General features: G+C 60.3%; 22 protein-coding genes. 5 read left to right on the plus strand and 17 right to left on the minus strand.

The window, feature by feature from the left end:
* Position 1: 1 nt before the first annotated feature.
* Complete coding sequence (locus FIV03_RS01965) at positions 2-670, minus strand: 3-oxoacid CoA-transferase subunit B (RefSeq protein WP_023002267.1); 669 nt, start codon at positions 668-670, stop codon at positions 2-4.
* A 1-nt stretch (position 671) separates the two neighbouring features.
* A complete protein-coding gene (locus tag FIV03_RS01970) occupies positions 672-1,403 on the minus strand; it encodes a 3-oxoacid CoA-transferase subunit A (protein WP_152508495.1) in 732 nt (243 codons plus the stop codon).
* A 205-nt stretch (positions 1,404-1,608) separates the two neighbouring features.
* On the opposite strand from FIV03_RS01970, the gene FIV03_RS01975 reads away from it, so the two are divergent.
* Positions 1,609-2,367, plus strand: a complete 759-nt coding sequence (locus FIV03_RS01975) for an IclR family transcriptional regulator C-terminal domain-containing protein (protein WP_152508496.1) — start codon at positions 1,609-1,611, stop codon at positions 2,365-2,367.
* Positions 2,368-2,634: 267 nt separating this feature from the next.
* Here the strand turns inward: FIV03_RS01975 and FIV03_RS01980 are convergent, their stop codons facing one another.
* From FIV03_RS01980 to FIV03_RS02025, 10 genes are all read right to left on the minus strand, one after another.
* A complete protein-coding gene (locus FIV03_RS01980; RefSeq protein WP_173013750.1) occupies positions 2,635-4,128 on the minus strand; it encodes a TIGR01777 family oxidoreductase in 1,494 nt (497 codons plus the stop codon).
* A gap of 2 nt (positions 4,129-4,130) precedes the next feature.
* Positions 4,131-4,778 carry a DUF4166 domain-containing protein gene (locus tag FIV03_RS01985; RefSeq protein ID WP_022999788.1) on the minus strand — a complete coding sequence of 216 codons (648 nt, stop codon included), beginning with the start codon at positions 4,776-4,778 and terminating at the stop codon, positions 4,131-4,133.
* A 175-nt stretch (positions 4,779-4,953) separates the two neighbouring features.
* Entirely contained in the window at positions 4,954-5,511 is a 558-nt protein-coding gene (locus FIV03_RS01990; RefSeq protein ID WP_022999787.1) for a MarR family transcriptional regulator, read from the minus strand.
* A gap of 89 nt (positions 5,512-5,600) precedes the next feature.
* On the minus strand, positions 5,601-6,071 hold the full coding sequence (locus FIV03_RS01995; protein WP_152508498.1) for a MerR family transcriptional regulator: 471 nt from the start codon (positions 6,069-6,071) through the stop codon (positions 5,601-5,603).
* A gap of 167 nt (positions 6,072-6,238) precedes the next feature.
* On the minus strand, positions 6,239-7,012 hold the full coding sequence (locus FIV03_RS02000; RefSeq protein WP_152508499.1) for an SDR family oxidoreductase: 774 nt from the start codon (positions 7,010-7,012) through the stop codon (positions 6,239-6,241).
* A gap of 108 nt (positions 7,013-7,120) precedes the next feature.
* Positions 7,121-7,900 (minus strand): SDR family oxidoreductase, encoded by a 780-nt coding sequence (locus FIV03_RS02005; protein WP_152508500.1) that lies wholly within the window; start codon positions 7,898-7,900, stop codon positions 7,121-7,123.
* A complete protein-coding gene (locus FIV03_RS02010; protein WP_152508501.1) occupies positions 7,893-8,786 on the minus strand; it encodes an aldose 1-epimerase in 894 nt (297 codons plus the stop codon). Before FIV03_RS02010 ends, FIV03_RS02005 begins: the two co-directional genes overlap by 8 nt.
* On the minus strand, positions 8,786-9,727 hold the full coding sequence (gene araH / locus FIV03_RS02015; RefSeq protein ID WP_152508502.1) for an L-arabinose ABC transporter permease AraH: 942 nt from the start codon (positions 9,725-9,727) through the stop codon (positions 8,786-8,788). The genes FIV03_RS02010 and araH overlap by 1 nt, the downstream gene beginning before the upstream one ends.
* A gap of 15 nt (positions 9,728-9,742) precedes the next feature.
* Positions 9,743-11,248 (minus strand): L-arabinose ABC transporter ATP-binding protein AraG, encoded by a 1,506-nt coding sequence (gene araG / locus FIV03_RS02020; RefSeq protein ID WP_152508503.1) that lies wholly within the window; start codon positions 11,246-11,248, stop codon positions 9,743-9,745.
* A 68-nt stretch (positions 11,249-11,316) separates the two neighbouring features.
* Positions 11,317-12,300, minus strand: coding sequence for an arabinose ABC transporter substrate-binding protein (locus FIV03_RS02025; RefSeq protein ID WP_152508504.1), 984 nt, complete (start codon positions 12,298-12,300; stop codon positions 11,317-11,319).
* Between the two features lie 224 nt (positions 12,301-12,524).
* Here FIV03_RS02025 and FIV03_RS02030 point away from each other — a divergent pair, with 224 nt between their 5' ends.
* Together FIV03_RS02030 and dgoD are read left to right on the plus strand one after the other, a co-directional pair.
* Positions 12,525-13,274 (plus strand): FadR/GntR family transcriptional regulator, encoded by a 750-nt coding sequence (locus tag FIV03_RS02030; RefSeq protein WP_152511785.1) that lies wholly within the window; start codon positions 12,525-12,527, stop codon positions 13,272-13,274.
* A gap of 52 nt (positions 13,275-13,326) precedes the next feature.
* Positions 13,327-14,475 carry a galactonate dehydratase gene (dgoD, locus tag FIV03_RS02035; RefSeq protein WP_152508505.1) on the plus strand — a complete coding sequence of 383 codons (1,149 nt, stop codon included), beginning with the start codon at positions 13,327-13,329 and terminating at the stop codon, positions 14,473-14,475.
* A 35-nt stretch (positions 14,476-14,510) separates the two neighbouring features.
* Here dgoD and FIV03_RS02040 read toward each other — a convergent pair whose 3' ends face one another.
* Entirely contained in the window at positions 14,511-17,186 is a 2,676-nt protein-coding gene (locus FIV03_RS02040; RefSeq protein WP_152508506.1) for an EAL domain-containing protein, read from the minus strand.
* Positions 17,187-17,347: 161 nt separating this feature from the next.
* The gene (locus FIV03_RS02045) at positions 17,348-18,253 is read right to left on the minus strand and encodes an EamA family transporter (protein ID WP_022999776.1); all 906 of its coding nucleotides are present in this window, start codon (positions 18,251-18,253) and stop codon (positions 17,348-17,350) included.
* Between the two features lie 262 nt (positions 18,254-18,515).
* Here FIV03_RS02045 and dapD point away from each other — a divergent pair, with 262 nt between their 5' ends.
* On the plus strand, positions 18,516-19,370 hold the full coding sequence (gene dapD, locus FIV03_RS02050; protein WP_088665171.1) for a 2,3,4,5-tetrahydropyridine-2,6-dicarboxylate N-succinyltransferase: 855 nt from the start codon (positions 18,516-18,518) through the stop codon (positions 19,368-19,370).
* 75 nt (positions 19,371-19,445) lie between these two features.
* Here the strand turns inward: dapD and FIV03_RS02055 are convergent, their stop codons facing one another.
* The 3 genes from FIV03_RS02055 to FIV03_RS02065 are packed head-to-tail and all read right to left on the minus strand — an operon-like array spanning position 19,446 to position 21,678.
* On the minus strand, positions 19,446-20,039 hold the full coding sequence (locus tag FIV03_RS02055; RefSeq protein WP_022999774.1) for a hypothetical protein: 594 nt from the start codon (positions 20,037-20,039) through the stop codon (positions 19,446-19,448).
* A complete protein-coding gene (dapE, locus tag FIV03_RS02060; RefSeq protein ID WP_062490495.1) occupies positions 20,036-21,208 on the minus strand; it encodes a succinyl-diaminopimelate desuccinylase in 1,173 nt (390 codons plus the stop codon). The genes FIV03_RS02055 and dapE overlap by 4 nt, the downstream gene beginning before the upstream one ends.
* A gap of 44 nt (positions 21,209-21,252) precedes the next feature.
* Entirely contained in the window at positions 21,253-21,678 is a 426-nt protein-coding gene (locus tag FIV03_RS02065) for a DUF805 domain-containing protein (protein WP_031268909.1), read from the minus strand.
* A 295-nt stretch (positions 21,679-21,973) separates the two neighbouring features.
* Here FIV03_RS02065 and FIV03_RS02070 point away from each other — a divergent pair, with 295 nt between their 5' ends.
* Entirely contained in the window at positions 21,974-24,157 is a 2,184-nt protein-coding gene (locus FIV03_RS02070; RefSeq protein ID WP_209009830.1) for a mechanosensitive ion channel family protein, read from the plus strand.
* The last annotated feature ends 274 nt before the right edge of the window (positions 24,158-24,431 follow it).

A 24,431-nucleotide genomic window follows, 5' to 3' on the forward strand; every position in this document is an offset into this window, starting at 1 on the left:
TTCACACCTCGGGAACAACAAGATCGGCGACAGCGCCGGGAACAAGAAGCTCAGCACCGGTCACCGCCTGAAGATCTTCAAGCGACAGGCCGGGCAGTTTTTCACGCAGCACGAAGCGGCCGTTCTCGATATCGATCACCGCAAGGCTGGTATAGACGCGAGTCACGCAGCCGACACCGGTGAGCGGCAGCGAACAGCGCTTGACCAGTTTCGGCTGGCCGTTCTTGGTGACGTGGTCGGTGATGACGGCAACCCGCTTGGCACCATGCACGAGATCCATCGCCCCGCCGACTGCAGGCACACCCTTGGGGCCGGTCGACCAGTTGGCGAGGTCGCCGTTTTCGGCAATTTCATAAGCGCCCAGAATGGCCACATCCAGATGACCGCCGCGCACCATCGCGAAGCTGTCGGCATGGTGGAAAAAGGCCGCGCCCGGCTTCAGCGTGACGGCTTTCTTGCCGGCGTTGATCAGGTCCCAGTCCTCCGAACCAGGCTCCGGGGCCTGGCCGAAACCCAGAAGTCCGTTCTCGGTGTGAAAGATCGCCTCGCGTCCCTCCGGCTGGAACTGGGCGACCTTTTCCGGGAAGCCGATGCCGAGGTTCACATAGGCGCCGTCGGCAATATCCTGTGCCGCACGCCAGGCAATCTGGTTGTTTGAAAGCTTTTCCATCTCAGGCCTCCAGCGGATAGGCGGCATTGGCGCGGTTGAGGTCTTCTTCCTGCAGCGGATTTGCCACCTCAACGATCTTTTGAACGAAGATACCCGGCGTGACGACGACTTCGGGGTCGATCCCGCCCGCTTCGACGATCCGGCTTGCCTGCACGATGGCCTCTGCCGCGGCCATGCACATCAGCGGATTGAAGTTACGGGCTGCCATGCGATAGGTCAGGTTGCCAAAGGTATCCGCTGTTTCGGCTTTCACCAGCGCGACATCCGCCTTCAGCCAGCGCTCCTGCACGTACATGCGGCCGTCGAATTCGCCGACGGGCTTGTCCTTTGCCAGATCCGTTCCGTAGGACGACGGTGTGTAGAAGGCGGGAATACCCGCACCGCCCGCACGGATTCGCTCCGCGAGCGTGCCCTGGGGCACCAGCTCCAGCTCGATGCCGCCTGCAAGGTACATCTCGGTAAAGACCACCGGATCGGCAGAGCGCGGGAAAGAACAGATCAGCTTGCGGACCATGCCCGCCTCGATGAGCGCGGCCAGGCCGACATGGCCGTTGCCGGCATTGTTGTTGATGACGACGAGGTCCTTCGGATGCCCCGTTTCGCGATAGCGGTCGATCAGCGCATGGATCAGCTCGATGGGAGATCCGGAACCGCCGAAGCCGCCGATCATCACCGTCATGCCGTCCTCGATCCCCGCCACGGCGGTGGCAAGGTCGGAAACCGTCTTGTCCATCTTTGTCTCCTTTTCGGGCAATGCCCAGAGCTTCCTGCGTGCGCCATGAGTGCACAAGGTTTCAACACCTCAAGGCCGGCCAGAATTCGCCCCTTGTCGTGTCCATGGAGATAGCGACGGCAAGTGTCTTTCGTCCAATTGATTTGTGCGATATGCTTCATTTGTTTACATATCGCACAAATCAACATCAGCAAGAGACCGGCGAATGATTGCAGAGCGGGACATCATGGGGGGCCTGGCCAAGGGCTTGCAGGTTATAGAAACCTTCACCGCAGACCGTCCTCGCCAGTCGATCTCCGAAGTCTCGAACGCATCCGGTCTCGACCGGGCAACCTCCCGCCGGTGCCTACTGACATTGGCCCATCTCGGGTATGCAAACTGGGACGGCAAGTATTTCACCCTGACGCCGCAGGTGCTGCGGCTGGGAACTGCCTGCCTTGCCACCATGCCCTTGCCACGTGTGGTGCAACCCCTGCTCGACCGCCTGTCGGAACAGATCGGAGAAAGCTCGTCGGTGTCGATCCTCGACGGTGACGAGATCGTCTATGTAGCACGGGCCGCCCGAACGAAAGTCATGTCGATCGCGCTGATGCCGGGCTCACGGTTGCCCGCTCATTGCTCCTCCATGGGCCGCGTCATGCTGGCCGCCCTGCCGGAGAGCGAGGCGCGGGCAAGGCTGGAGGCCATGACCCTGACGGCACTGACGCCAAAGACCCTCACCCGGGTGGACGCCATTCTGGCCGAACTTGCCAATATCCGCAGCCAGGGGTTCGCGACGATCGATCAGGAGGTCGAACCAGGACTGTGTTCCATCGCGGTTCCGGTGCTGAATTCCCACGGCCACACCATTGCGGCGCTCAATGTCGGTTACAGCAGCACGTCCGCCACGCCGGAAACGGCAACAACGGAGTTCCTGCCTGCCCTCCTGAAGGTCCAGTCGGAATTGCGTCCGCTTCTGACGTGAATTGTATTTGAGTGAGGGGCAAATGAATGTGCCTGCAAATCGTCTCCTTCTCAGTCGCACTTCGCCTGCAGGTTGGCACTCAACTTTCTCCCTCGCCCTCTCCTTCGTCATCCCGGACGCAGCGCAGCGAAGATCCGGGATCGGAGAGCCAAGGTCTTTCCATTAGAGGACAATGCAGCACTGTCTGTGGCTCTCCGATCCCGGCTTGCGCTTCGCTTGGCCGGGATGACGATGGAAACTTTGTCAAGGTGGAGACGCAGTGCCTTTTCAAGCCAATGACTGGACCTCTTGTTCCTCAGCCCGAACCGAGCCTGTCTTCGTGCCCGTGATCACCTGCAGCATCGGGGCAAGTTCCGGGTGGCGAAACCTGAAACCTGCGGCGACCAGTTTCGCCGGCACCACACGCTGGCCGGCCAGCATCGTTTCCCGGCCCATGTCACCGAGCGCCGTCGACAATAGCCAGGCAGGCAGGCGCAGGAATGCCGGGCGGTGAAGTGCCTTGGCCAGAGCCCTCGTGAATTCCGCATTTCGAACCGGCACGGGTGCCGTAGCGTTGACGGGGCCGGACAAATTTTCATCGGCCACCGTGCGGGCAATGATGCGGACCAGGTCGTCCCGCTCGATCCAGGACATCCACTGGCGGCCAGACCCCATCGCCCCGCCACCACCGAATTCAAACGGCGTCAGCAGCTTTGCCAGAATGCCGCCCTCGACACCGAGAACGAGACCGATCCGCAAGAGCACGACACGCACTCCGTCCCGCTCCAGCTTTTGTGCCGCCTGTTCCCAGCGCTCGCAGACTTCGTGGACGAAGGCAGGGTCGAAGTTTGCGTCTTCGGTCAGCGTTTCGTCACCGCGCAGACCGTACCAGCCGATGGCGGAGCCGTTGATCAGGCAAGCCGGTTTCGTATCGAGGCGCTCGACCAACGCCCGCAATGCTTCGGTCATTTGAACACGGGAGCCGATGATCCGGGCGCGTTTGCGGCTCGTCCACAAGCCATTCGCGATCGGATCTCCGGCCAGGTTGACGATGGCATCGAAGCGCTCGGCATTGTGGATCCGGTCAAGACTGGTGATCACACGAACAGGGTGGTCCAGGTCATCCGCCTTGCGGAGGTCTCGCGTGAGAACCGTGACGAAATGGCCGCCTCTCACCAGCGCTTCCACCAGCCGCTGACCTATGAACCCGGTGCCGCCCGTCACGAGGATGTGCCGGCGCGGCGGCAGGGCTGTAACCAGTCCCGCCGGATCTGCACCAGCAAGCCTGTCGCTGCGCGCGGCCGCAAGCAGGTCCCGCGCGCTGAAGAGCCCGACACCAAGTGCCGAAACCGTGGAAAGCACACTCCACCAGCCGTAGCTGACGGGCACCAGCGCGCTGGGGAGGAACGACCATTGCCACAGAACTGGCGCGGCCAGTACCAGGATCGCACCATAGTTCAAGGCCAGCAGCGTGTGGTTGATCCTCTCGGTCCATGGCAGCTTTCGGGTCATGTCTTCCTCGACAAAATCCCAAAGCGTGATCAGCACCTCGGCGACAAGGATTGCCGTCAACAGCATGGTGAAGACCCCGTGCGGCTCCAGCCAGCCGAAGCAGAGAAAGATCACCGCGTAGAAGAAATTGCGCACACCGTGCAGCCGCAGTTCGGTTTTCTGCGACGGACGCCAAGCCAGGCGCTCGCTGCCTTCATGGTGCACGAGCGTATCGAATGCGCCCATGAATATCTGGATGGAGATCAACGTCCAGAGAACGGGATTATCCATGATCAAGTCTCCATGTCATGAAAGAGTGCGTCCTGGTGAACCAGTTCACCGAAGACGCGGCTCTTGAGGGAAAGGGTGAACAGGAAACGGTCCTTGCCGAGGTCCCGGTGTGTGATCGTCAACGCTCCGGGCCGGAGCCAGGCGGGCAGCCGCAACCGCCACCGTCCGGCCTGCAGAAAATAGTGGTCGCTTTCGAAACTGAGGCCGTCCGTGAGGGCATTCACCCGCAGTGCCATGCCAATCCCCGCACCGATATATTCCTCAATGCCGGTCGGGCCCTCGAACCGCTTGGAACTGTGGATCACCTGGGGAAAGCCAGAGCTACGCCCGTATTGGCGGATCCAGAACTGGCCATCGCTCGCAATATCTTCTGTGACGGTGACGACGGCAGGCTGGTTGAAAGAGGATCTGTCAAAAGGGAGTGGACCGCCAACAAGCCGCGCGAGCTGCGCCAGAATGCTTCCGGCAAGGTTCATCCGCATGGTCACGACCAGGCCTTGATAGACGACACTTGCCCCGCCGCTCAGGCGTTTGCCGAACCGGCGGCGGACGGCCGCTGGCAGGCCATGCCAGGCGGCTTCTCCCAGAAGATCGCGAAAACGGCGGTCGCCAGCTTCGGGCCGCTCCAGAGTGGCGCTTGCGTTTCGCATTTCCAATCCCTCCTGTTATGTCGGTTATTTCTGTATAAAGAGAAATTACTTGGTAAAAAATTTTGAACCTGAAATCGGGTGGCAGGTCTGCTGATCTCTCACCCGATCTTATGTCGCAGTCCGGCGCTTCCATGGAGGCTTCCAGGTAAGGCGAAGACCTGACTCGCCCCAGCTGTCAGCCCTTCTTGCCACCGATCTTGAGCAGCGAGAGAACCTTGTCGCCCATCTTCATCAGGCTGGCGAGTTTCGACTTCGGCACGCTCAGCATCTGCTCCGACCAGCGATCGGCGGTGGTCAGAAACTGGTGCATCTCCTGCATTCGCTCCAGTGCAACGGGATCAAGCGTCTTCTCCTTTTCCGCCTGGCGCACACAGACATCGATGGCGCGGATCGCCGGATCGATCTCCCGTTCCTTGCGACCTTTCGCAATCAGCAGCGCCATTTCCCAGACGTCGGTCTCGGCCACGAAGTGCTCCCGGCGATCCCCCGCGACAGGCACTCTCTGGATCAACCGCCATCCGACAAGTTCCTTCAGGGAGTTGGAAACATTGGACCGGGCAATGCCCAGTTCCTCGGAAATCTGCTCCGCATTCATCGGCACCGGGCTCAGGAACAGCAATGCATGGATCTGCGCTACCGAACGGTTGACGCTCCACTGGCTGCCCATGTCCCCCCAATAGAGGATGAATTTCTCTTTCGCCGAAGGATCGGCTTTGTCGGTAATTTCTGTCATGACAGAAATTTGTGACGAAAATCGATTGGTGTCAATGGCGAAGTTCGCCAGGGATGCGGCGCGTGTCAAAAAATCAGCAAGACAGCCCGTCAGCGACCGCTTGCGTGAGGCTCCAGGTCGGCACGGCCCATGCCGGGCGTGCCAGAACCCCGGCCTGGAACAGGGGCGGTCATCCCGGATCCGGCGCCACCTTTCTCATCTGCGCTCACCGAGAGAGCTTCTTCCAACACGGCCAGGCGGTCGAGAATGGCTGAGCGTTTCGCTTCAAGATCAGAGCTGAGCCGGTCGATGTGCTCAAGCTTTTTCAGAAGCTGCGGAATACCGCCTTCGCAAGGCCCGGACCCTTCGTCCGACAGGCAGGCGGCCATCGCACGAACTTCGCGCGTTGAAAAACCCGTGGCAATGAAATCGCGGATCCGGGCGGCACGGCGCAGATCCGCGTCACTATAGCTGCGATAGCCGTTTTCCGAACGGCGAGCTTCCATCAGGCCCGACTTTTCATAGTGGCGCAGCATCCGTTCCGTAATGCCAAGCCGTTCGGCTGCTTCCTTGATCTGCATGTCGACCCCTTTCAACACCGGCCTAGGGTGTGGACCCTAGCACCTTGACACTAGTGTCAGGGTCAAGCCCTGTTTTTCCGGAAGTGCTCGCTTCAGGCCTTCAATTGGCGAAGGGCTCCCTCCCCATCAAGGGGAGGATGCCCATATTTGCCCTTGGTCACAAATGCTCAGCCTGCCTGGCTCCGAAGCGACCAGCCACCGTCAATCGTGATCACCTGTGCGGTGAGCCACTCGTTGGCGGAACTGCCGAGCTGCAAGATCCATGGAACAAGATCGGAGGTCAGTCCGCGTCGTCCCATCGGAACCTGAGCTGCTTCTGTTTCCTCGATGGTTTGCGCGACTTCCGGCGGCAGGCCCATCATGCCCGTGAGAGCACCGCTCTTGACGGGACCGGGAGAGACGGCGTTCACCCGTACACCGTCACCTGCAAGCTCGATGGCCCAGGATCGTGTCAGATGCTCAAGCGCCGCCTTGGTGGCCGCATAATGCGCCAGGCCTGGCGCCGCATTCTGGGAGACGGCCGTTCCGATGTTAACGACAGCCCCCTTGCTGTCCCGCAAGGCCGACTGGGCCTCCTTCAACAGAAGGGACGGCGCAACGATATTCACCGCACAAATTTCCGAAAGCGTTTCGGCATCATAGGCCTCGATGGGAAGCGGTTTGCCCGCGCCCGCATTGTTGACGACAAGGTCCAGGCGGCCCCATCGTCCCAGTGCCGCCTCTACAGCGCGCCGGCTACCTGCCGGGTCGGCGCTGTCGGCTTGTACGGCCTCGATAGCATTGCTCTTGCCAGCAACGCCGGCAAGCTTTGACGCATCACGTCCCGTGATGACCACATTCGCCCCCTGCCCGGTCAATGCCAGCGCGGTGGCCTCTCCAATTCCGGAGCTTCCGCCTGTTACGATGGCAACCTTGCCCTGCCAGTTTGTCCGTTCATTCATCTTGGCTTGCTTTCCTGAATTAACACCTGCGCATTGCGCGCCAAGCCGGTGTTAGCCGCTTGACGTTAGTGTCAGGGTCAAGCCCGATTTATTGAAAAAATAACCGCGTCAGGCTGGGTGTTGCTGGACGCTGAGACCGCCATCGACAGTCAGGCAGGCGGCGTTCATGAAGGGGCATTCGTCGGAAATCATGAAGACAGCCGCCCTGGCGATTTCTTCCGGCGTGGCGATACGCCCGCCCGGATGCAGTCGCAAGGTCGCCTGCCGGGCAGCCTCGGGATCGGGAAAACTGTTCCAGTAATCGACCACCTTCTGGGTCTGGACATAGCCCGGCGCCAGGGCATTCACCCGGACATTCCGTGCGGCATATTCCAGCGCAAGGGACTTGGTAAGCCCCAGCAGGGCGTGTTTGGCCAGCGGGTAGGGAAAGGTGTGCGGGATGATGGTGAAAGCATGCGTGGAGGCAATGTTGAGAATGACCCCGCCACCCTGCTCAAGCAGGCCCGGCAACACGGCGCGGGCGCAGTTCCACGCCCCCTTCAGGTTGACGTCGAAGCAGCGGTTCCAGTCTTCGTCGCTCAGCGAAAGAGGCTCGTCGAAGACATTTATCCCGGCATTGTTGATGAGCGCGTTCAACGGACCGATCGTCTCCTGCGCGCGAACGACCACAGCGGCAACGTCATCCGTGTTCGTGATGTCCCCGGCAAGAGCCATCAAATACTCTCCTTCCCCACCCAGATCCGCGACACTGCGGGCAAGAAGTGCTGCGTCCCGGTCCATCAGAACCACGGTCGCGCCTTCGCCGAGACAGGCTCGGACGATGGCAAGACCAATGCCCTGTGCGGCGCCAGTGATCAGGATACGCTTTCCTGAAAGCCGATCAGCCATTGTTCTTCTCCCTGGTCTCCGACACATGCAGAAATGTCATCTTTATCGTTCCCGCCAGTTCCTCCCCCGGCTTCAGAACGCTAAGGCCACCGAGATCCGGCATATTGTGACCGTTCGGCAGATGGCTCATGGGTTCCAGACAGACAAAGTCTGCAGGTGCCTGCGGGGCAAAGATCATCATGACGTCGAACACCGGATCGCAGCTGAGATCAAGAGCGAGCTCCATATCCGGCCAGTGCAGCCGGGCCTTGCCGGAAAAACCACCGAAGGCATTGTTGATCCAGCGCGGCGGCACAATACGCGGCATCGAAAAATCGAGGTCTTTCGAAATGTCCTGCAAGCCATCCGGCAGATGTCCCTCCCCCTCGCGCCACATGTCTCGCACCCTCGTCTGCAGGGTCATGTCGGGCGCTCGCCGGAAAAACGGATGAAACCCGATACCGAACGGCAGGGCCTTATTGCCAAGGTTCGTCACGCGAAGGCTCAGGGACAGGCGGTTCTCTTCCAGATGAACCTTCTGGTGCGCCTGGAAGGCGTAAGGGCTTCGGGACGATTGCTTTCTGACCAGGTCCAGCTCAATCGCATTGCCGGTCCTGCCTGCCAAAGCCCAGGTATCCAACCAGCCGTCACCATGCAGAACAAGCGGTTCGTCGGTGTTGGGCTGAAGTGTGAAGCTCTCCCTCCGGAAGGTGAAGCGATTGCCTGCGATCCGGTTTCCGAAGGGCACCAGAGGAAAACAGGCCGCGGCCCCCTCCGGCCCGCCAGCAGGCAGAAGGATCGGCGTGCCCCGCCATGCCGCCTGCACGATGGAACCGCCCCTTGGGCTGACGGTGACCGTCAGATCCCCTTGCGAGAGCGTCCATTGCTGAGCGGCATCCGCAAACATCAGCGGCTTGCGGAAGAGCGCAGGTTGTCGAGAAGAACCGCGATGAGCAGGATCAGGCCACGCACGACATACTGGTAGAAGGCCTGAATGTTCAGGAGGTTCATGACATTTTCGGCAATGCCCATGATCATGACGCCGACAATGACACCCGTCATGGCGGCGCGGCCACCGGCCAGGGAGACTCCGCCGAGGACACAGGCGGAAATCACCGAGAGTTCAAGGCCGGTGGCTGCATTCGGTTGGCCGGATGTGATGCGCGAGGCAAGCATGATGCCTGCAACAGCGCAGATCAGGCCCTGCAAGGCAAAGATCCAGATCCGCATGGACACCACATTCACCCCGGCAAGACGGGCCGCTTCCGGATTACCGCCAATCGCCAGCGTGTTCTTGCCGAAGACCGTGCGGTTCAGCAGAAAGCCGAAAGCGATGAAAAGTGCACCCATGACCCAGATCGGCGTTGGGATGCCCAGGAAACGGGACAGGGCGAGCTGGTAGAATCCGGGGTCGTTGATGCCGACGGCCCGGCCGTCGGACACAATCAGCGCCAGTCCCCGGACGATCTGCATGGTGGCCAGGGTTGTGATCAGCGCGTTGATGCGGAAACAGGCGATGACGAAGCCGTTGACCGCACCCACCAACGCACCGCTAAGCAAGGCTATGATGAGCCCCATAACGATGGAGCCGGTCATGTTGGAAGCAATGACGGCGATCATGCCGGTGAATGCGACCGTCGATCCGACCGAAAGGTCGAAGTCGCGCGAAGCCAGGCAGAACATCATCGTGCAGGCGACAATGCCGATTGTCACCACCGACTGCAGCAGGCCGAGGATGTTGCGCTCGGTGAGGAAGTTGGGAACGGTCAGGGAAACGATTGCGAAGGCCACCGCGAAGATGACGACCAGGCCCTGGTCTCCGAGCAAAATTTTCTTGAGAGAATTCATCTGAAACGGTCCCGTTCACACCGTGTGGGCAGCATTTCTGTCCGGCAAGGCCAGGGTCAGAATGCTGCGCTCTTCAAAGGTTTCCCGCGCGAATTGGCCGACCATGCGGCCTTCGCACATGACGATGATGCGGTCGGAAATACCCATCACTTCAGGCAGCTCGCTGGAAACGACCACAATGGCCATACCGCCTTCCGCAAGCTCGTAGAGGATGTCGTAGATCTCCGACTTGGCACCGACGTCGATCCCGCGTGTCGGCTCATCGACAATCAGCACCTTCACACCCTGTTCCGACAGCCAGCGGCCCAGGATGACCTTCTGCTGGTTGCCGCCGGAGAGATTGACGATGTCCTGCTTCCGCGATGGCGTGCGCACCTTGAGCCGGGCGATGAAGCGATCCGCAAGAGCTGCTTCCTTGCCAAGCTGGAGAACGCCGAAGGAGGACATGTGCCTGCGTGAGGAAATGGCTATGTTTTCCTCGATGGACCGCCCCTGGATGATGCCGTCGTGCTTCCGGTCTTCCGGACACAACACGAGCCCTGCATTGATTGCACCGCGCGGATTGTCTGCCGGTACTTCCTTGCCGTCGATGGAGACCGCGCCACCGCGCCGCGTGTCCGCACCATAGACAAGGCGCATCAACTCGCTGCGTCCGGCGCCAATCAGGCCGAAAAAGCCCAGGATTTCGCCCTGCCGAACCGAGAATTCGGCCGGTCCGGGAAGCTTTTCGCCGCACATGCCGGACACTTCCAGCCGCACCGGCCCGAACGACCGCTCACGCCAGCCCCAGATGTTGCCGATTTCACGCCCGACCATCTCGGCAATGATCTGGTCGCGGGTCACATTGGCAATGTCGGGGTGATGGGCTGCAAGACGGCCATCCCGCAAAACCGTCAGGCTGTCGCAGAGGTGGAAGATTTCCTCAAGCCGGTGAGACACGTAGAGGATCACCGTGCCCTTGGCCTTCAACCGGGCGATCAGCTTGAACAGGATCTCGCTTTCCCTGGAGGACAGGGATGACGTCGGCTCGTCCAGTGCGATGACCCGGGCCTCCATCATCACGGCCTTGGCGATTTCCACCATCTGGCGCGCACCGATGGACAGCGAAGCGACCTTGGCATTGGGATCGACATCGACGCCGATCTCCTCAAGCCGGTCGCGCACGGTCTCGACCAATCGCCGGCCTTCGAGGACGCCACCCCGGTTGGGAAATCGGCCCAGCCAGAGATTTTCCGCCACTGTCAGCTCCGGCACGAGCTGAAGTTCCTGGTGGATCACGATCACTCCGGCCTCGAAGGCATCGCGCACGGACCCGTAGTTCTGCTCGATCCCGTCGATGGAGATGGATCCGCTGTCCGCGGACTGGTCGCCGGAAAGCACCCGGATCAGGGTGGACTTGCCGGCACCGTTCTCGCCCATCAGCCCATGTACGGCTCCCTTCTCCACCGAGAAGGAGATGTTCGACAGGGCCTGAACACCCGGGTAGCTCTTGGATATGTTTTGTACTGACAGATAAGACATGACGCTCGCGCAACAGTTCCCCGGCGACCGCAAGACCGGTCGCCGGATCAGGTGTCAGTCGGGACGGATCACTCGATGCCCAGGTCCTTGCGCACGTCCACATAAGTGTCGCGCAGGGCCAGCGAGCCGGACGTCAGGATGAGCGGCTCCGGTGCCTTGTTGTTGGCAATCCACTCGTACATGTTGAGCGCGGTTTCATAACCGTGGCGCTTCGGCGAGATAATGACCGTACCGTAGAAACCGGTCGCGCTCGGTTTCTTGAACTCGTTGATGGCCGATTCAGCGCCGCCGATGCCGACTCCAATGACATTCTCAGCCGGGATGCCAACCGATTCCGTGGCCCGCACCGCGCCGAGAACGGCTTCGTCGTTCAGGCCGAAGGCAATCCACTTCTTCACGTCCGCGTGCTGGTTGAGCACGGTGGTCGCTGCGTTCAGGGCCGCTTCGGTATCGGTCTTGGCCTGGGGCGCGTCATAGATGTTTTCCGCGGGGAAGCCGGCAGCCGTCAGTGCTGCGATAGCGCCCTCGACCCGGTCGATGGCCGTCGGAAGCTGGTCGTAGGAAACGCGGATCGCGCCCACTTCGGACATGTCCCAGCCGCGCGCCTCGATCTCGGCCGCAATGGACTGACCGACGGTCTCGCCGATCTTTACCGCGGAAATGCCCATGTGCGGCACGCTTTCGATGGGTTCGCCATCGGCGCCGACAAGTCGGTCATCCACGGTCATCAGCTTCAGGTCGTTGGCGGCTGCTTTGGCTACAATCCCCGGTCCGAGCTTCACATCCGGCACGCAGATGATGAAGCCCTGCGCGCCTTGCGCACCCAGGTTATCGATTGCTGCCTGAACCTTCTCTCCATCCGGTGCGCCGATTTCAACAAGGGTGAACCCTTTTTCCTCGGCAGCCTTCTGGGCAAACTTCCACTCGTCCTGGAACCAGGGCTCCTCCGGCTGCTTGACGACGAAACCGATTTTCACGTCAGCGGCATGGGCAGAACCGACGAGGGCAAGGGCCATCACTCCGGTCAGAACGGCTTTCTTCAACACACGCATTGCAGAACCTCCCAATTCATTTCGAGGCGCCCAGCCTCCCGGGGCGCTTCAACAGACCTACTGTGAATCATCATACCAGTCAATTGCCTTTGTATGATGTATCGGATAAGGTTGCCCGACATTCGATGACGCACAGCGAAACGCGCAGTTCGCGCAGAGCAAAAAATCCGCTAAAAATGCGGGAACTCATTCCGCGGAAAACAGGGAGCAGGCCATTGGAAACGTTGAGGGAGGAGACGGCGACCGCTGATCAGAACAGTGGCAAGCGCCCTCGCGTGCGAAAGAATGTGACGGCTGCTCTGGCGGAAGACATCTGCTCGGAAAAATATCCGGTCGGCGCCCAGCTCCCGCGGGAAAACGACCTGTGCGAAATCTATGGTGTCAGCCGCACGGTCATTCGCGAATCCATCAAGGTTCTGGAATCCAAAGGCATGCTGCGGGTGAAGCCACGTGTGGGAACCGTGGTGACCGACCGGGAGGACTGGAACATACTGGATGGGGAAGTGCTCGATTGGATCGGCCCCTTCATCCATGAGTTCGACCTGCTTGGATGCATCCTGGAAGCCCGGCGCACGATTGAGCCGGCAGCAGCGGAATTTGCGGCCAAACGCGCCACCTTGCAGGAAATTGCGGCGCTGGAAGCGGCCTGGATGCGGATGCGCGACTCAAGTTCCGATCCTGAAGCCTTCACCGAGGCGGACGTCGATTTCCATAGCGTGCTTATGGCCGCCAGCCACAATCAGGTGTTTCGGCGTCTTTCCAGTGCCATTCATACGGCCCTGCATTATACGCTGCATGCGTCCAACACCGCGGTGGAGAGCCGGGACCTTGCCATCGAACTGCATGGCGAACTTGTGGATGCCCTGCGTCTGCGCGATGCACCGCGGGCCCGGGAAGCCTCGAACCGGATGCTTGACCTGGCCGAGCATGACCTGACTGCGGCCCAGGCTGCTGCAGGTCGTGTCGATCTCTGACCACCCCTTCGCCTGCCGCCCGATGACCGCGCCTTTGCCGGAAGCTTAAATAATGAAGATCACCAAACTCACGACCTATATCGTGCCGCCGCGCTGGCTTTTCCTGAAGATCGAAACCGACGAGGGCGTCACCGGCTGGGGCGAACCCGTGGTCGAAGGCCGTGCCCTGACCACGGAAGCGGCTGTCCATGAACTTGCCGACTATCTCATCGGCAAGGATCCCTTCCTGATCGAAGACCATTGGACGGTGCTTTATCGAGGCGGATTTTACCGGGGCGGCGCGATACACATGAGCGCCCTTGCGGGCATCGACCAGGCCTTGTGGGACATCAAGGGCAAGGCTCTCGGCCAGCCGGTTCACTCGCTGCTTGGCGGCCAGGTCCGGGACAGGATCAAGGTCTATTCCTGGATTGGTGGCGACAGGCCTTCGGAGCTGGCAGACAACGCCAGGCAGGTGGTCGAGCGCGGCTTCAAGGCGCTGAAAATGAACGGTTGCGCCGAGCTTCAGATCGTCGACAGCAACACGCGGCTGGACAAGGCTGTGGAGGCGATCGCGAGCGTGCGCGAGGCCGTTGGTCCGGACATCGGCATTGCGGTGGACTTCCACGGGCGGGTGCACAAGCCCATGGCCAAGGTCCTGGCGCGGGAACTTGATCCCTACAAGCTGATGTTCATTGAAGAACCGGTGCTTTCCGAAAACAAGGAAGCCCTGCGCGATATCGTCAATCACACCTCGACGCCGATTGCCCTTGGCGAAAGGCTTTATTCCCGCTGGGACTTCAAGTCGGTCTTGTCCGACGGCTATGTGGACATCATCCAGCCGGATCTGTCACACGCGGGCGGGATCACGGAATGCCGGAAGATCGCCGCGATGGCCGAGGCTTACGATGTTGCGCTCGCGCCTCATTGCCCGCTTGGTCCCATCGCCCTTGCCGCCTGTCTCCAGGTCGATGCGGTGTCCTACAATGCCTTCATTCAGGAACAGAGCCTCGGCATCCATTACAACAAGTCCAACGACCTGCTGGACTACATCACCAATGCCGATGTCTTCGCCTATGCGGATGGCTTTGCGGCCATCCCGCAGGGACCAGGCCTCGGTATCGAGGTGAACGAGGATTATGTCGTCGAGCGCGCCAAGGAAGGCCACCGCTGGCGCAATCCGATATGGCGTCATGAAGACGGAAGTCTCGCCGAGTGGTAACTTGAGCGACCTTGAATGAACCCTGACGGGGCGTCTCAGGACGCCTCGCGCCAGCGCTCCTCGCGAACGAATTCGATCAGCCTGTCCGAGGGCATCGCCGGCGCAAAGGCATAGCCCTGCAGAGCATCGCAGCCGAGATCACGCAGGATCCTGGCATGCTCCATGGTTTCCACGCCTTCGGCGACAACCTTGATGCCGAGCGACTGTCCGATTTCGATGATCGATGCCACCAGGCGGCGCTGGCCTTCCGAATGGGTGATCGGGATGACCAGCTGACGATCGATCTTCAGCCGCTTCGGACGCAGGTGAATGAGGCTGACGATGGAGGCATAGCCCGTGCCGAAATCATCGATCTCGATGTCGATGCCCATGTCCCGCAGGTGTTCGAAATTGGCGGCGATAAGATCGTTCTTGTCGTCCAGGAAGATGGATTCCAGAAGTTCGAACGACAGTGAACCGGGTTCGAAGGCAAGACCGTCGAGGCTCTGCATCAGGTTTGCGTCGTTGAGCCTGCCAGCCGACACGTTGACCGACATTTTCGGAATATGGATTCCGGCCGCTTTCCAGCGCGCGGACTGCCACAGGGTCTGCTCCAGAATGATCCGGTCGATCAGCGGCACCACATTGAGCTCGTCGGCCGTTTTCAGGAACACGTCCGGTGTCAGGATGCCTTCGGTGGGATGGTTCCAGCGCGCCAGTGCCTCGACACCGGTGATCGCCAGCGTTCTCGCATCGAACTGCGGCTGGAAGTACGGCAGGAATTCCTGACGCTCCAACGCACACAGGATGTCGTCGGCAACCTGCTTGTTGCGGACGATTTCCGACTTCAGCGTGTCGGAGAAGAATTCGAACCGGTTGCGGCCGTTGCTCTTGGCCCGGTAGAGGGCGATGTCCGCATCGACCAGCAGGTGCCGGCCGTAGTCGCTCAAGGTCGTGTCGGCCATGGCGATGCCGATGGACACGCCGAAGCGACACTGATGATTTTCGAAAGTCACCGGCTGACGCATCTGCTCGATGATCTTTTCAGCAAGGGCGGCCAGGCTTTTCTCGTCGGTCGGCTCGGTGATGGCAATGACGAACTCGTCACCGCCGATGCGGGCCACGAACTCGCTGGAACTGACGTTTTCCATCAGCACCGACGCGGCATGGGTAAGCATCGAGTCACCGGCTGCGTGGCCAAGCGTGTCGTTGATATGCTTGAAGCGATCGAGATCGATATGCAGCAGCGCCGTCGGCTTGTGCGGGGCCTGCTCGTCCAATAGCTGCCGGTCCAGGAACCGGCGGTTCGGGAGGCCGGTCAGACTGTCGTGCAGCGAATGGTGCTCCATCAGCGCACGGGCATCCTCCAGTTCGCGGTTCCGGTCTTCGGCATTCTGCTTGGCATTGAGCAACCGGGTCTTGAGCTGGAAGTCCTGGGAAACATCCCAGTTGACACCCAGAATGTACCGTTGGCCGCGAGTGTTGGTGTGAACGGCGCCGATGGCCCGGATCCAGCGGGTGGAGCCGTCCTGAAGGATCACACGGAAGTCGGAATGATAAGTTCCGCCGGTGTCGATCGCGTCCCAATATTCCTTTTCGGCGCGCTTCAGATCCTCCGGGTGCAGGCACTCGGACCAGACGTCGTATTGCGACGTGTCGCGCCACTCCGGGATGTCATAAAGCTCCCGCATCCGGCTATCCCAGGTCAGCACACCGGTGTCCAGGTTCAGTTCCCAGATGCCAATCTTGGACGTGTCGAGGGCCAGCTTCAGGCGCTGAGACAGACCTTCCATCTGCACCTGGCGGCGTCTCAGTTCGCGGATATGCCCGCGCCGCTGGTCGTACAGCTGTCCGGCGATGAAGATCGGCAACAGAACCAGCAGCCCTCCGGCCAGCATCAGCAACCGGACTTTCCAGGCATCGTCTGGCATCGCGGACCAACCGCCTCGCGGGATCGCAGCGATCCGCCAGCGGCCGGTTGGTAGAACCACTTCGGACAATACCGGGTTCTGGGCCAATATCTTTTTGTCCCCGAAGAAGACCGTATTGTCTGCCATCGTGGCATCGCGGCCGATAATGGCGATTTCCACGGGAAGTGCAGGATCAAGCAGGCCACTGTCGGCGTAAAGCCGGTCGGCATCAACGACGGCGGCGACCAGACCCCACAGGCGCTTTGTGCCGTCTTCATTTTCCGTGAACACTGGGAAGCGCCCAACAAAACCCCGACCGCCCTGCAAAAGATCGACAGGTCCGGCGAGCACCATCTCGCCCGAATTCACCGCCCGAAGGGCCGCATCGCGCTGCTGCTCGTTTTTCCGATAGTCGAGCCCGATGGCCTTTTCGTTACCGGCCATCGGATACATCAGCCTGACGACAAGATCCGGTGCGCCGGCGACATTGCGAAGCTGCGAGTGATCGCCGATGAGACTGCTGGAAATACGACCGAACTGGTCCTGATCAATATCCGGCTGTGTCGCAATCAGCGCGACAAGCCCCCGGACAAGCTGCAGGTTGCTGTTGATGTTGCCTTCCAGCCGGGCACGGACAATGCCGAGTTGCTCGGCGACATTCGCGCGCGCACTCTGCAGATGCACGGACCGGTTCTGAACTTCCGCGAATATTCCGGCCGCAAGTGTGACGGCAAGGGCAATGCCGATCGCCGCAACGCTGGCCAGGCTGGGCCGTGTCAGAATATGACTGGCTCCAATTCGGGAAAAAAATGTCTTCGGCATCTCATCTCGTTAGGTCGAGAAATCTCCAACGACCGACGATCAGGACACCGCAGTCTTGGAGCTTATCTCAGAATAACCTTAAAAACGAAACAAATGCCTAAAGGTCACTTTACAGTTTGACTGAAGGAATTGAGCCTTGCTGCTTCAAGGTCTCCGCCGCCCTAACGCAGCAGGATAACCCCCACGACCGCCGCAACGATGAGCATGCAGCCGAAAATCTCGGACCGGGCGATCGCTTCCTTGAACACCAGCCATGACACCAGAAAGGTGAACACGAGTTCGACCTGGGCAAGTGCGCGCACATAGGCGACATTTTGCAGCGTCATTGCCGTGAACCAGCCCACAGACCCGGCCACGCCGGAAGCGCCAACCCAGACGGCTGCTCGCCAGGCGCGAAGGCTGGCGCGCAACTGGTCGGGTTCACGCAGGACCATCCAGCTTGCCATGACGATTGTCTGGAAAGCCGTTGCATAAACCAGCGCGTAGGCGGCCTGCATCGGCACCCCGGTGCCTTCCAGCGACAGCGAAGCCGTGCGGTAGGCGACGGCGGACGCTCCGAAAAAGGCAGCCGAGGCAAGGCCGATCAATGCCGGACGTCCGACCAGCGAAGTGCGGATGGCAGCCAGTGTCAACGGAACCCGTGCCAAGGAAATGACCACCACACCGATGACGCCGACCAGAATGCACAGTCCAGCCGCCAGGGAAATGTGTTCGCCGAGAACCACGAAGCCAAAGAGCGCCGCCTGGATCGGTTCCGTCTTGGAATAGGCGGTCCCGACGGCAAAGTTGCGGAAAGAGAACAGGTGGATCAGCAGAAACGTGCCGAGAATCTGCGCCAGACCGCCCAGGGCCCCGGCAATCAAAAGCGTTGGTGTCGGTTCAGGCAGCGGGAACTTGAACACGACGTGCAGCACGGCGGCATAGGCGATCGCGAAAGGCACGCCGTAGCCGAACCGCACAAATGTTGCCCCGGTAGTACCAAGCTGACCTTTCAGGTGTTTCTGGAGGGCCGTGCGCAGGTTCTGGCAGAACGCTGCTGCAATGGTGATCGGGATCCATAATTCCACGGAAAGTACTCTTGTCGATTTTGTTGAATTGATTTCACCCTAGCGATTTGGTCGCCGCTTTAAACTGCCGAGATCGCAACCAACATTTTATTTTTTCTCAACTCATCGACTTGGACGACAGATGTAATCCAGCCAGCAATCCCCCGAGAATGGCGCCTTGTTTGACGGCTAGAGGACATCTGCCGACCCTCACGTGCTTGACAGCACCTTGCCGGGCGGCTTAGGTCCGCGCCAGAAATGTTAACGCCCGGAGACCATCTGCCTGATGACCCACGATCTCGCTTCCCTGTCCAAGATCATCGACGCCGCCTTTGAAGACCGTGCCGCCATCGACACCACGACCACCGGTGAAGTCCGGGACGCGGTCGAGGAAACTCTGAACCTGCTCGACCGTGGCAAGCTGCGCGTTGCGGAGAAGAAGGATGGCGACTGGGCGGTCAACCAGTGGGCCAAGAAGGCTGTTCTGCTGTCGTTCCGCCTGAACCCTATGGACATCATCAAGGGCGGCCCCGGCGACGCCACCTGGTGGGACAAGGTGCCGTCCAAGTTCGACGGCTGGCGCGGCATGGATTTTGAAAACGCCGGTTTCCGCGCCGTGCCGAACTGCATTGTTCGCCGCTCCGCCTTTATCGGCAAGGGCGTGGTCCTGATGCCGTCCTTCGTCAATCTCGGTGCTTTTGTTGACGAAGGCACAATGGTCGACACATGGGCAACCGTCGGCTCCTGCGCCCAGATCGGCAAGAACGTGCACCTGTCCGGCGGCGTCGGCATCGGCGGCGTTCTGGAACCGCTCCAGGCCGGTCCGGTGATCATCGAAGACAATTGCTTTATCGGCGCACGCTCCGAAGTGGTCGAAGGCTGCATCGTGCGTGAAGGTTCCGTGCTCGGCATGGGTGTCTTCATTGGCCAGTCCACCCGCATCGTCAACCGCATGACCGGCGAGATCACCTACGGCGAAGTACCGCCCTACTCCGTGGTTGTCGCAGGCTCCATGCCGACGTCCAGCGTAATGGGCAACGGCGAAGCCGCTCCGAACCTTTACTGCGCCGTAATCGTGAAGACGGTTGACGAAAAGACCCGCTCCAAGACCGGCATCAACGAACTTCTGCGCGACTGACGCAGACCACGGAGCGCCACGAGCGCGCCGACATCTGGAAATCCGGAAAGCCCCGCACTAACCCGGCGGGGTTTTTCATGCGCCCCACAAAAGCCCGACCACCTGGGAAATCACGAGCGTGAGCAAGACATCAAGGACGACCACGCCGATGGTCAGGCTCACGGTTGTCTGAAGCGCGATGCGGGCGACCTGGTAGCGATACCAGATCACGACAAAGAGGCAGGTCAGCGACAACAAGACAACGATGCCAGGCGAGATGACGTCCAGAAGAAACAGGATGTAGGTAAAGAGATACGGCACCGACGCGAGCAGGCTTGTCCAGTTGCGTACGACAATGAAAGACACGTAGCGGTTCGAAATGCCTATCGGCGCTGCCAGCAACGCCAGCAACAACGGTAGTGCCAGCCAGTCCACGCCCATTCCCAGGAACTGGGCAAACCAGTAGCTACCGTTCGGAAAGGCATCGGGATGGTAGAGGTTCTCGGCGAAAAAGAGCCGCTTTTCCGCAAGGCAGCTGACCACATAGACCGGCACCAGCAGAAAGATGACGGAGAACGAACGCCAGAACCCCTGAATGGACTGGTCGAAAAACGCCATTCCTTCCGGACGGTTGCGCAGAAGCAACCAGGACCCGTCCAATGCCGCGCGAATTTCGACCTTGCTGATCAATTCCCGTCTGCTCCGGAAAAATAGCTGAAGAGGAATTTTTTGTAGATTGCAGCCAGCCGGTCAAGGTCCTCAACCGCGACACATTCGTCCACCTTGTGCATCGTCTGGCCGACAAGGCCAAATTCCACGACGGGGCAGTAGTTCTTTATGAAGCGGGCGTCGGATGTTCCTCCGCCCGTTGAAAGCTCCGGAACCCGGCCGGTTTCCGCTTCTACAGCCTTGCTCAGGGCTTCGATCAGGACCTCGTCCCGAGTCAGGAAGGATTCGCTGGCATCGCGCTTGAACTCCAGCCCAAGCGCCAGGTTTCCAAGGTCTACCGCTTCAAGCGTCTCGGTGATGCGGGCCTTGAGGCTCTCCAGCGTCCATTCGTCATTGTAGCGAATGTTGAAACGGGCTTCTGCCCGCGCCGGAATGACGTTGAAGGCCGGATTACCGACATCAGCGGAGACAATCTCCAGATTGGACGGCTGAAAGCGTTCGTTACCCTTGTCCAGTTCCAGCGCATCAAGCGCGGCCAGAAGGCGGATCAGGCCCGGGATCGGGTTGTCGGCCAGATGTGGATAGGCGGCATGACCCTGGACACCCCGGACGGTGATGGTGCCGGACAGCGATCCGCGCCGCCCGACCTTGATGGCATCGCCGAGCACATCCGGATTGGTCGGCTCGCCGACGATGCAGGCATCGAACACATGCCCTTGTTCCCTGGCCCACTGAAGCAGCTTGACGGTGCCGTTGACGGCCGGGCCTTCCTCGTCGCCGGTGATGAGAAAGGAAATCGTGCCGCCAAAATCCGGGCCTTTTTCGGCAACGTAATCAAGCGCTGCTGCCGCAAAGGCCGCGATGCCGCCTTTCATGTCGACTGCGCCCCGGCCAAACAGCATGCCGTTGTCGATGGTCCCCTCAAACGGGCCGTGCCGCCAGTCGCTCTCGGCACCGGCCGGAACCACATCCGTGTGGCCTGCAAAGACGAAATGCGGTGCACCGCTGCCGATGGAAGCAAACAGGTTCTCCACGTCCGGCGTGTCCTCGTCCTGGAACGTGACGCGCGACACGGCAAACCCGGCCTTGCCGAGCAACGCTTCCAGCGATGCCAGCGCTCCGCCTTCGGCAGGGGTCACGGACGGGCAACGGATCAGGTCCTGTGCGATTGCGACGGCGGAAGTGGGCATGAAACAGTCTCTTTGGTTAAGTCGTATGCAAGGCTCACGCGCGTTCAGCGCTTGCGCCAGTAGCTGTTTGGCATCGGGCCATGGCGGTTCGGCTGGCCCTGGCTGGGCACAACGCCGAGAAAGATCAGCATGATCACATTCAGGATCGGAACGAAGATCAAAAGCGCGAGGAACCCGCTCTGACCGATGTCCTGCAGCCGCTTGACGACCAGTGCCAGTTCCACCCATTGCAGAACGAAGAACAGAACCGGAAACAGCGGATTCGTGCCGATGTAGTCGCCGGAAATCATCGATTCAGGCGTCGGTGTTTCAGCGGAGGAAAGCCACCAGATCCGAAGCGCAATTCCGAAGATGATCCAGCTGACAAGGAAACACAGCCAATAGGGTTCCCGGCCCATACGACCGATAGGGCTCAAAAGGGCCCAGATCGGCCCCGGGGCAGTATTCGCGCTCTGTGGGGGCGTTGTCATTCCATCCAGCTCAGGTTCGATTGATCTGGCAAGGAGGTAGACGCATACGCGGGCCGGATCAAGGTCTGTTACACAGTCGCACCGGCCTTGGCCAGTGCGTAATCATGCGAATTGTGCCAGTCGTATAGTTTGCACCCCTATTACCTTGGGTAATTTTAATGGATTTTGCACGTTCGGCGTGCCAATCCTAATTTTGAAGGTTCACTGCCGACGAGGGGGCTCGCTGATGACCGGTGCCTGGAAGACTAGACTAACTGCCTGTGCATTCTCAGTATTTCTGGCGTTCTTGTCCATTATGGCACTGCCGGCCAACGCACAGGACACCGGAAAAAACCTTCCGTCGCAACTTCAGCCCGAAGCCATGGAAAAGCTTGTCTCCGATCTCGATCCGGAACAGGTGAAGGCGCTGACCGATCTGATGACCCTGCTGCAGCAAGGTGCCGCAGCCAAGGGCGCGCAGACCCCGCCTCCGTCAGAGGAAGTCGAACTGATCGAGAAGGTGCAAACCGCAGCAGATCAATTCGGTGCGCTGATTGCCAACAGTTTCCGAACAGTGCCGGAGCTCTTCAGCAGCCTTTTCTCCAGTATCGGCGCGCTGATTGCGGGAACGGTCGCAGGACCCGTGCATATCTTCATCGGTGCGATTGCACTTATCCTGGCCGCCGGTTTTGCCGCCGAGTTCCTGGTTAACCGGCTATTCGCCTCCCGCCGGGAGAAAATCCAGAGCCACGCGCCCCACAGCCTCTTTGAAACTGTCAAACTGGTCTCCACACGTGCCGCGCTTGATCTTGGCGGGCTGATCGTTTTTGCAATCGTCGCCTTCGCTGTCGGCAAGATCGCGATTTTCGATCCTGTTGCCAGAGCTTTTGCCTTTCAGGCAGTTTACTGGATCGTTTTCCTGCCACGCATCGTCGCCGCTCTCCTGCGTTTTGCCCTGGCGCCGCATCGTAGCGAGTTGCGCCTCGTCACCGCAGACGACACCACCGCCAAGTCGCTTTACCGCAGCTTCACGAGCCTCTTCGCCTTTGTTGGCGTCACGTTCTTCCTGCGTAACATCATGATCGAGGCGGGCGACGGAGATGTTGCCGAAACCTTCCGCTTCTTCATCGGCTTTGGCGTCAATCTCTGGATCGCCATGGTCATCTGGAACGCCCGTCATGGCCTGACGAGCATCATTCTGGGTGATGAGCACCAGCCAACCAGCGGCCTGGAACGCATGGCCCGGTTCTGGCCCTACTTCTCGATTGCCTTCATCGCCTTCAACTGGCTGCTGGTTCAGATAACAACCAGCATGGGCATCGAGGCGCTGACCGCGGGACGCTCTCTCGCCGTGATCGCGTTGGTAGTGTTCGCGCCGTTTCTCGACACGATGGTACGCGGCATCGTCTCCCACATCGTTCCGCCCATGCGCGGGGAAGGGCCGGTTGCGGAAGCTGCCCACATGCAGACCCGGCACAGTTACGTACGCATTTCCCGCGTGGCCCTGCTTGCCTTCCTGGTACTGATGGTCGGCAGGATCTATGGTCTCAATCTGCTCGCGCTCGGTGCGGAAGACGGGTCCTCGGTCGCCCGGCATACGGTTATCTTCCTGCTTATTCTGGCCGCCGGTTACCTTGCCTGGGAAATCACCAATCTCTGGGTTGCCCACCAGCTCGCCAAGGATTCGCCGCCGCCTTCTAACGAAGATGAAGACGCGGAGATGGGCGGGGCCGGAAAGTCGCGACTTGCAACGATCCTGCCGTTGATCCGCATCGTTGTGCAGATCACGATCCTGACCCTGACCACGCTGCTCGCCCTCAGCCAGCTGGGCATCAACATCACGCCGCTTCTGGCCGGTGCCGGTGTCGTTGGCCTGGCAGTCGGCTTCGGGGCGCAGACCCTGGTGCGCGACGTGGTTTCAGGCATCTTCTTCCTGATGGACGATGCCTTCCGTCTGGGTGAATTCATCGATGCGGACGGCACACAGGGCACTATCGAGAAAATCTCGATCCGGTCCCTGCAGTTGCGCGGCACACGTGGTGCCGTTCATATCGTTCCCTATGGCGAAATCCCGAAGCTCACCAACCTGTCCCGAGACTGGGTGATCATGAAGCTGAAGTTCACCGTTCCTTTCGACACGGATGTCGAGAAGGTTCGCAAGCTCTTCAAGCGGATCGGCCAGGAAATCATGGAGATGGAAGAGTTCAAGGACGACATTCTGGCCCCGTTCAAGGGACAGGGCGTTGCCGATGTCGACGACGTCGGCATCGTGGTGCGCGGCAAGTACACCACCAAACCCGGCAAGCAGTTCGGCATCCGCAAGGAAATCTACAAGCGCGTTCAGCAGGCGTTCGAGGAGAACGGCATCCAGTTCGCGCGCAAGGAGGTGCGGGTCAACATTCCCGACACCGCGAAGCTGGACGACAAGCAGAAGGAAGCCGTCACAGCAGCAGCCGCTGCCGCGGCCGCCGACATGGACAAGAAGCCGGCTACCGAGTGAGGCCCTGCCTTGCTTCGCCTGCAACAGACCGGCCTGCCGCTTCGCCTGTGTGAGCGGTGGGCACAGCGTTCGTGGCCCCTCTTTCGAGACGCCGCTATCGCGGCTCCTCAGGATGAGGCGATACGGGCAAGAAAGGCTTCAGCAAACCGCAGCCTCATCCTGAGGAAGCCTCCAGGCTGTCTCGAATAATGGGCCCAAAGATCCTGCTCCCCATTTTCACGACCGGATAACCCGACACGCAGGTCTGCCCGCGCTTCACGTCGGATTTAACCGG

This window comes from Labrenzia sp. THAF187b, from assembly GCF_009363375.1.
GTDB classification, from domain to species: Bacteria; Pseudomonadota; Alphaproteobacteria; order Rhizobiales; family Stappiaceae; genus Roseibium; species Roseibium algicola.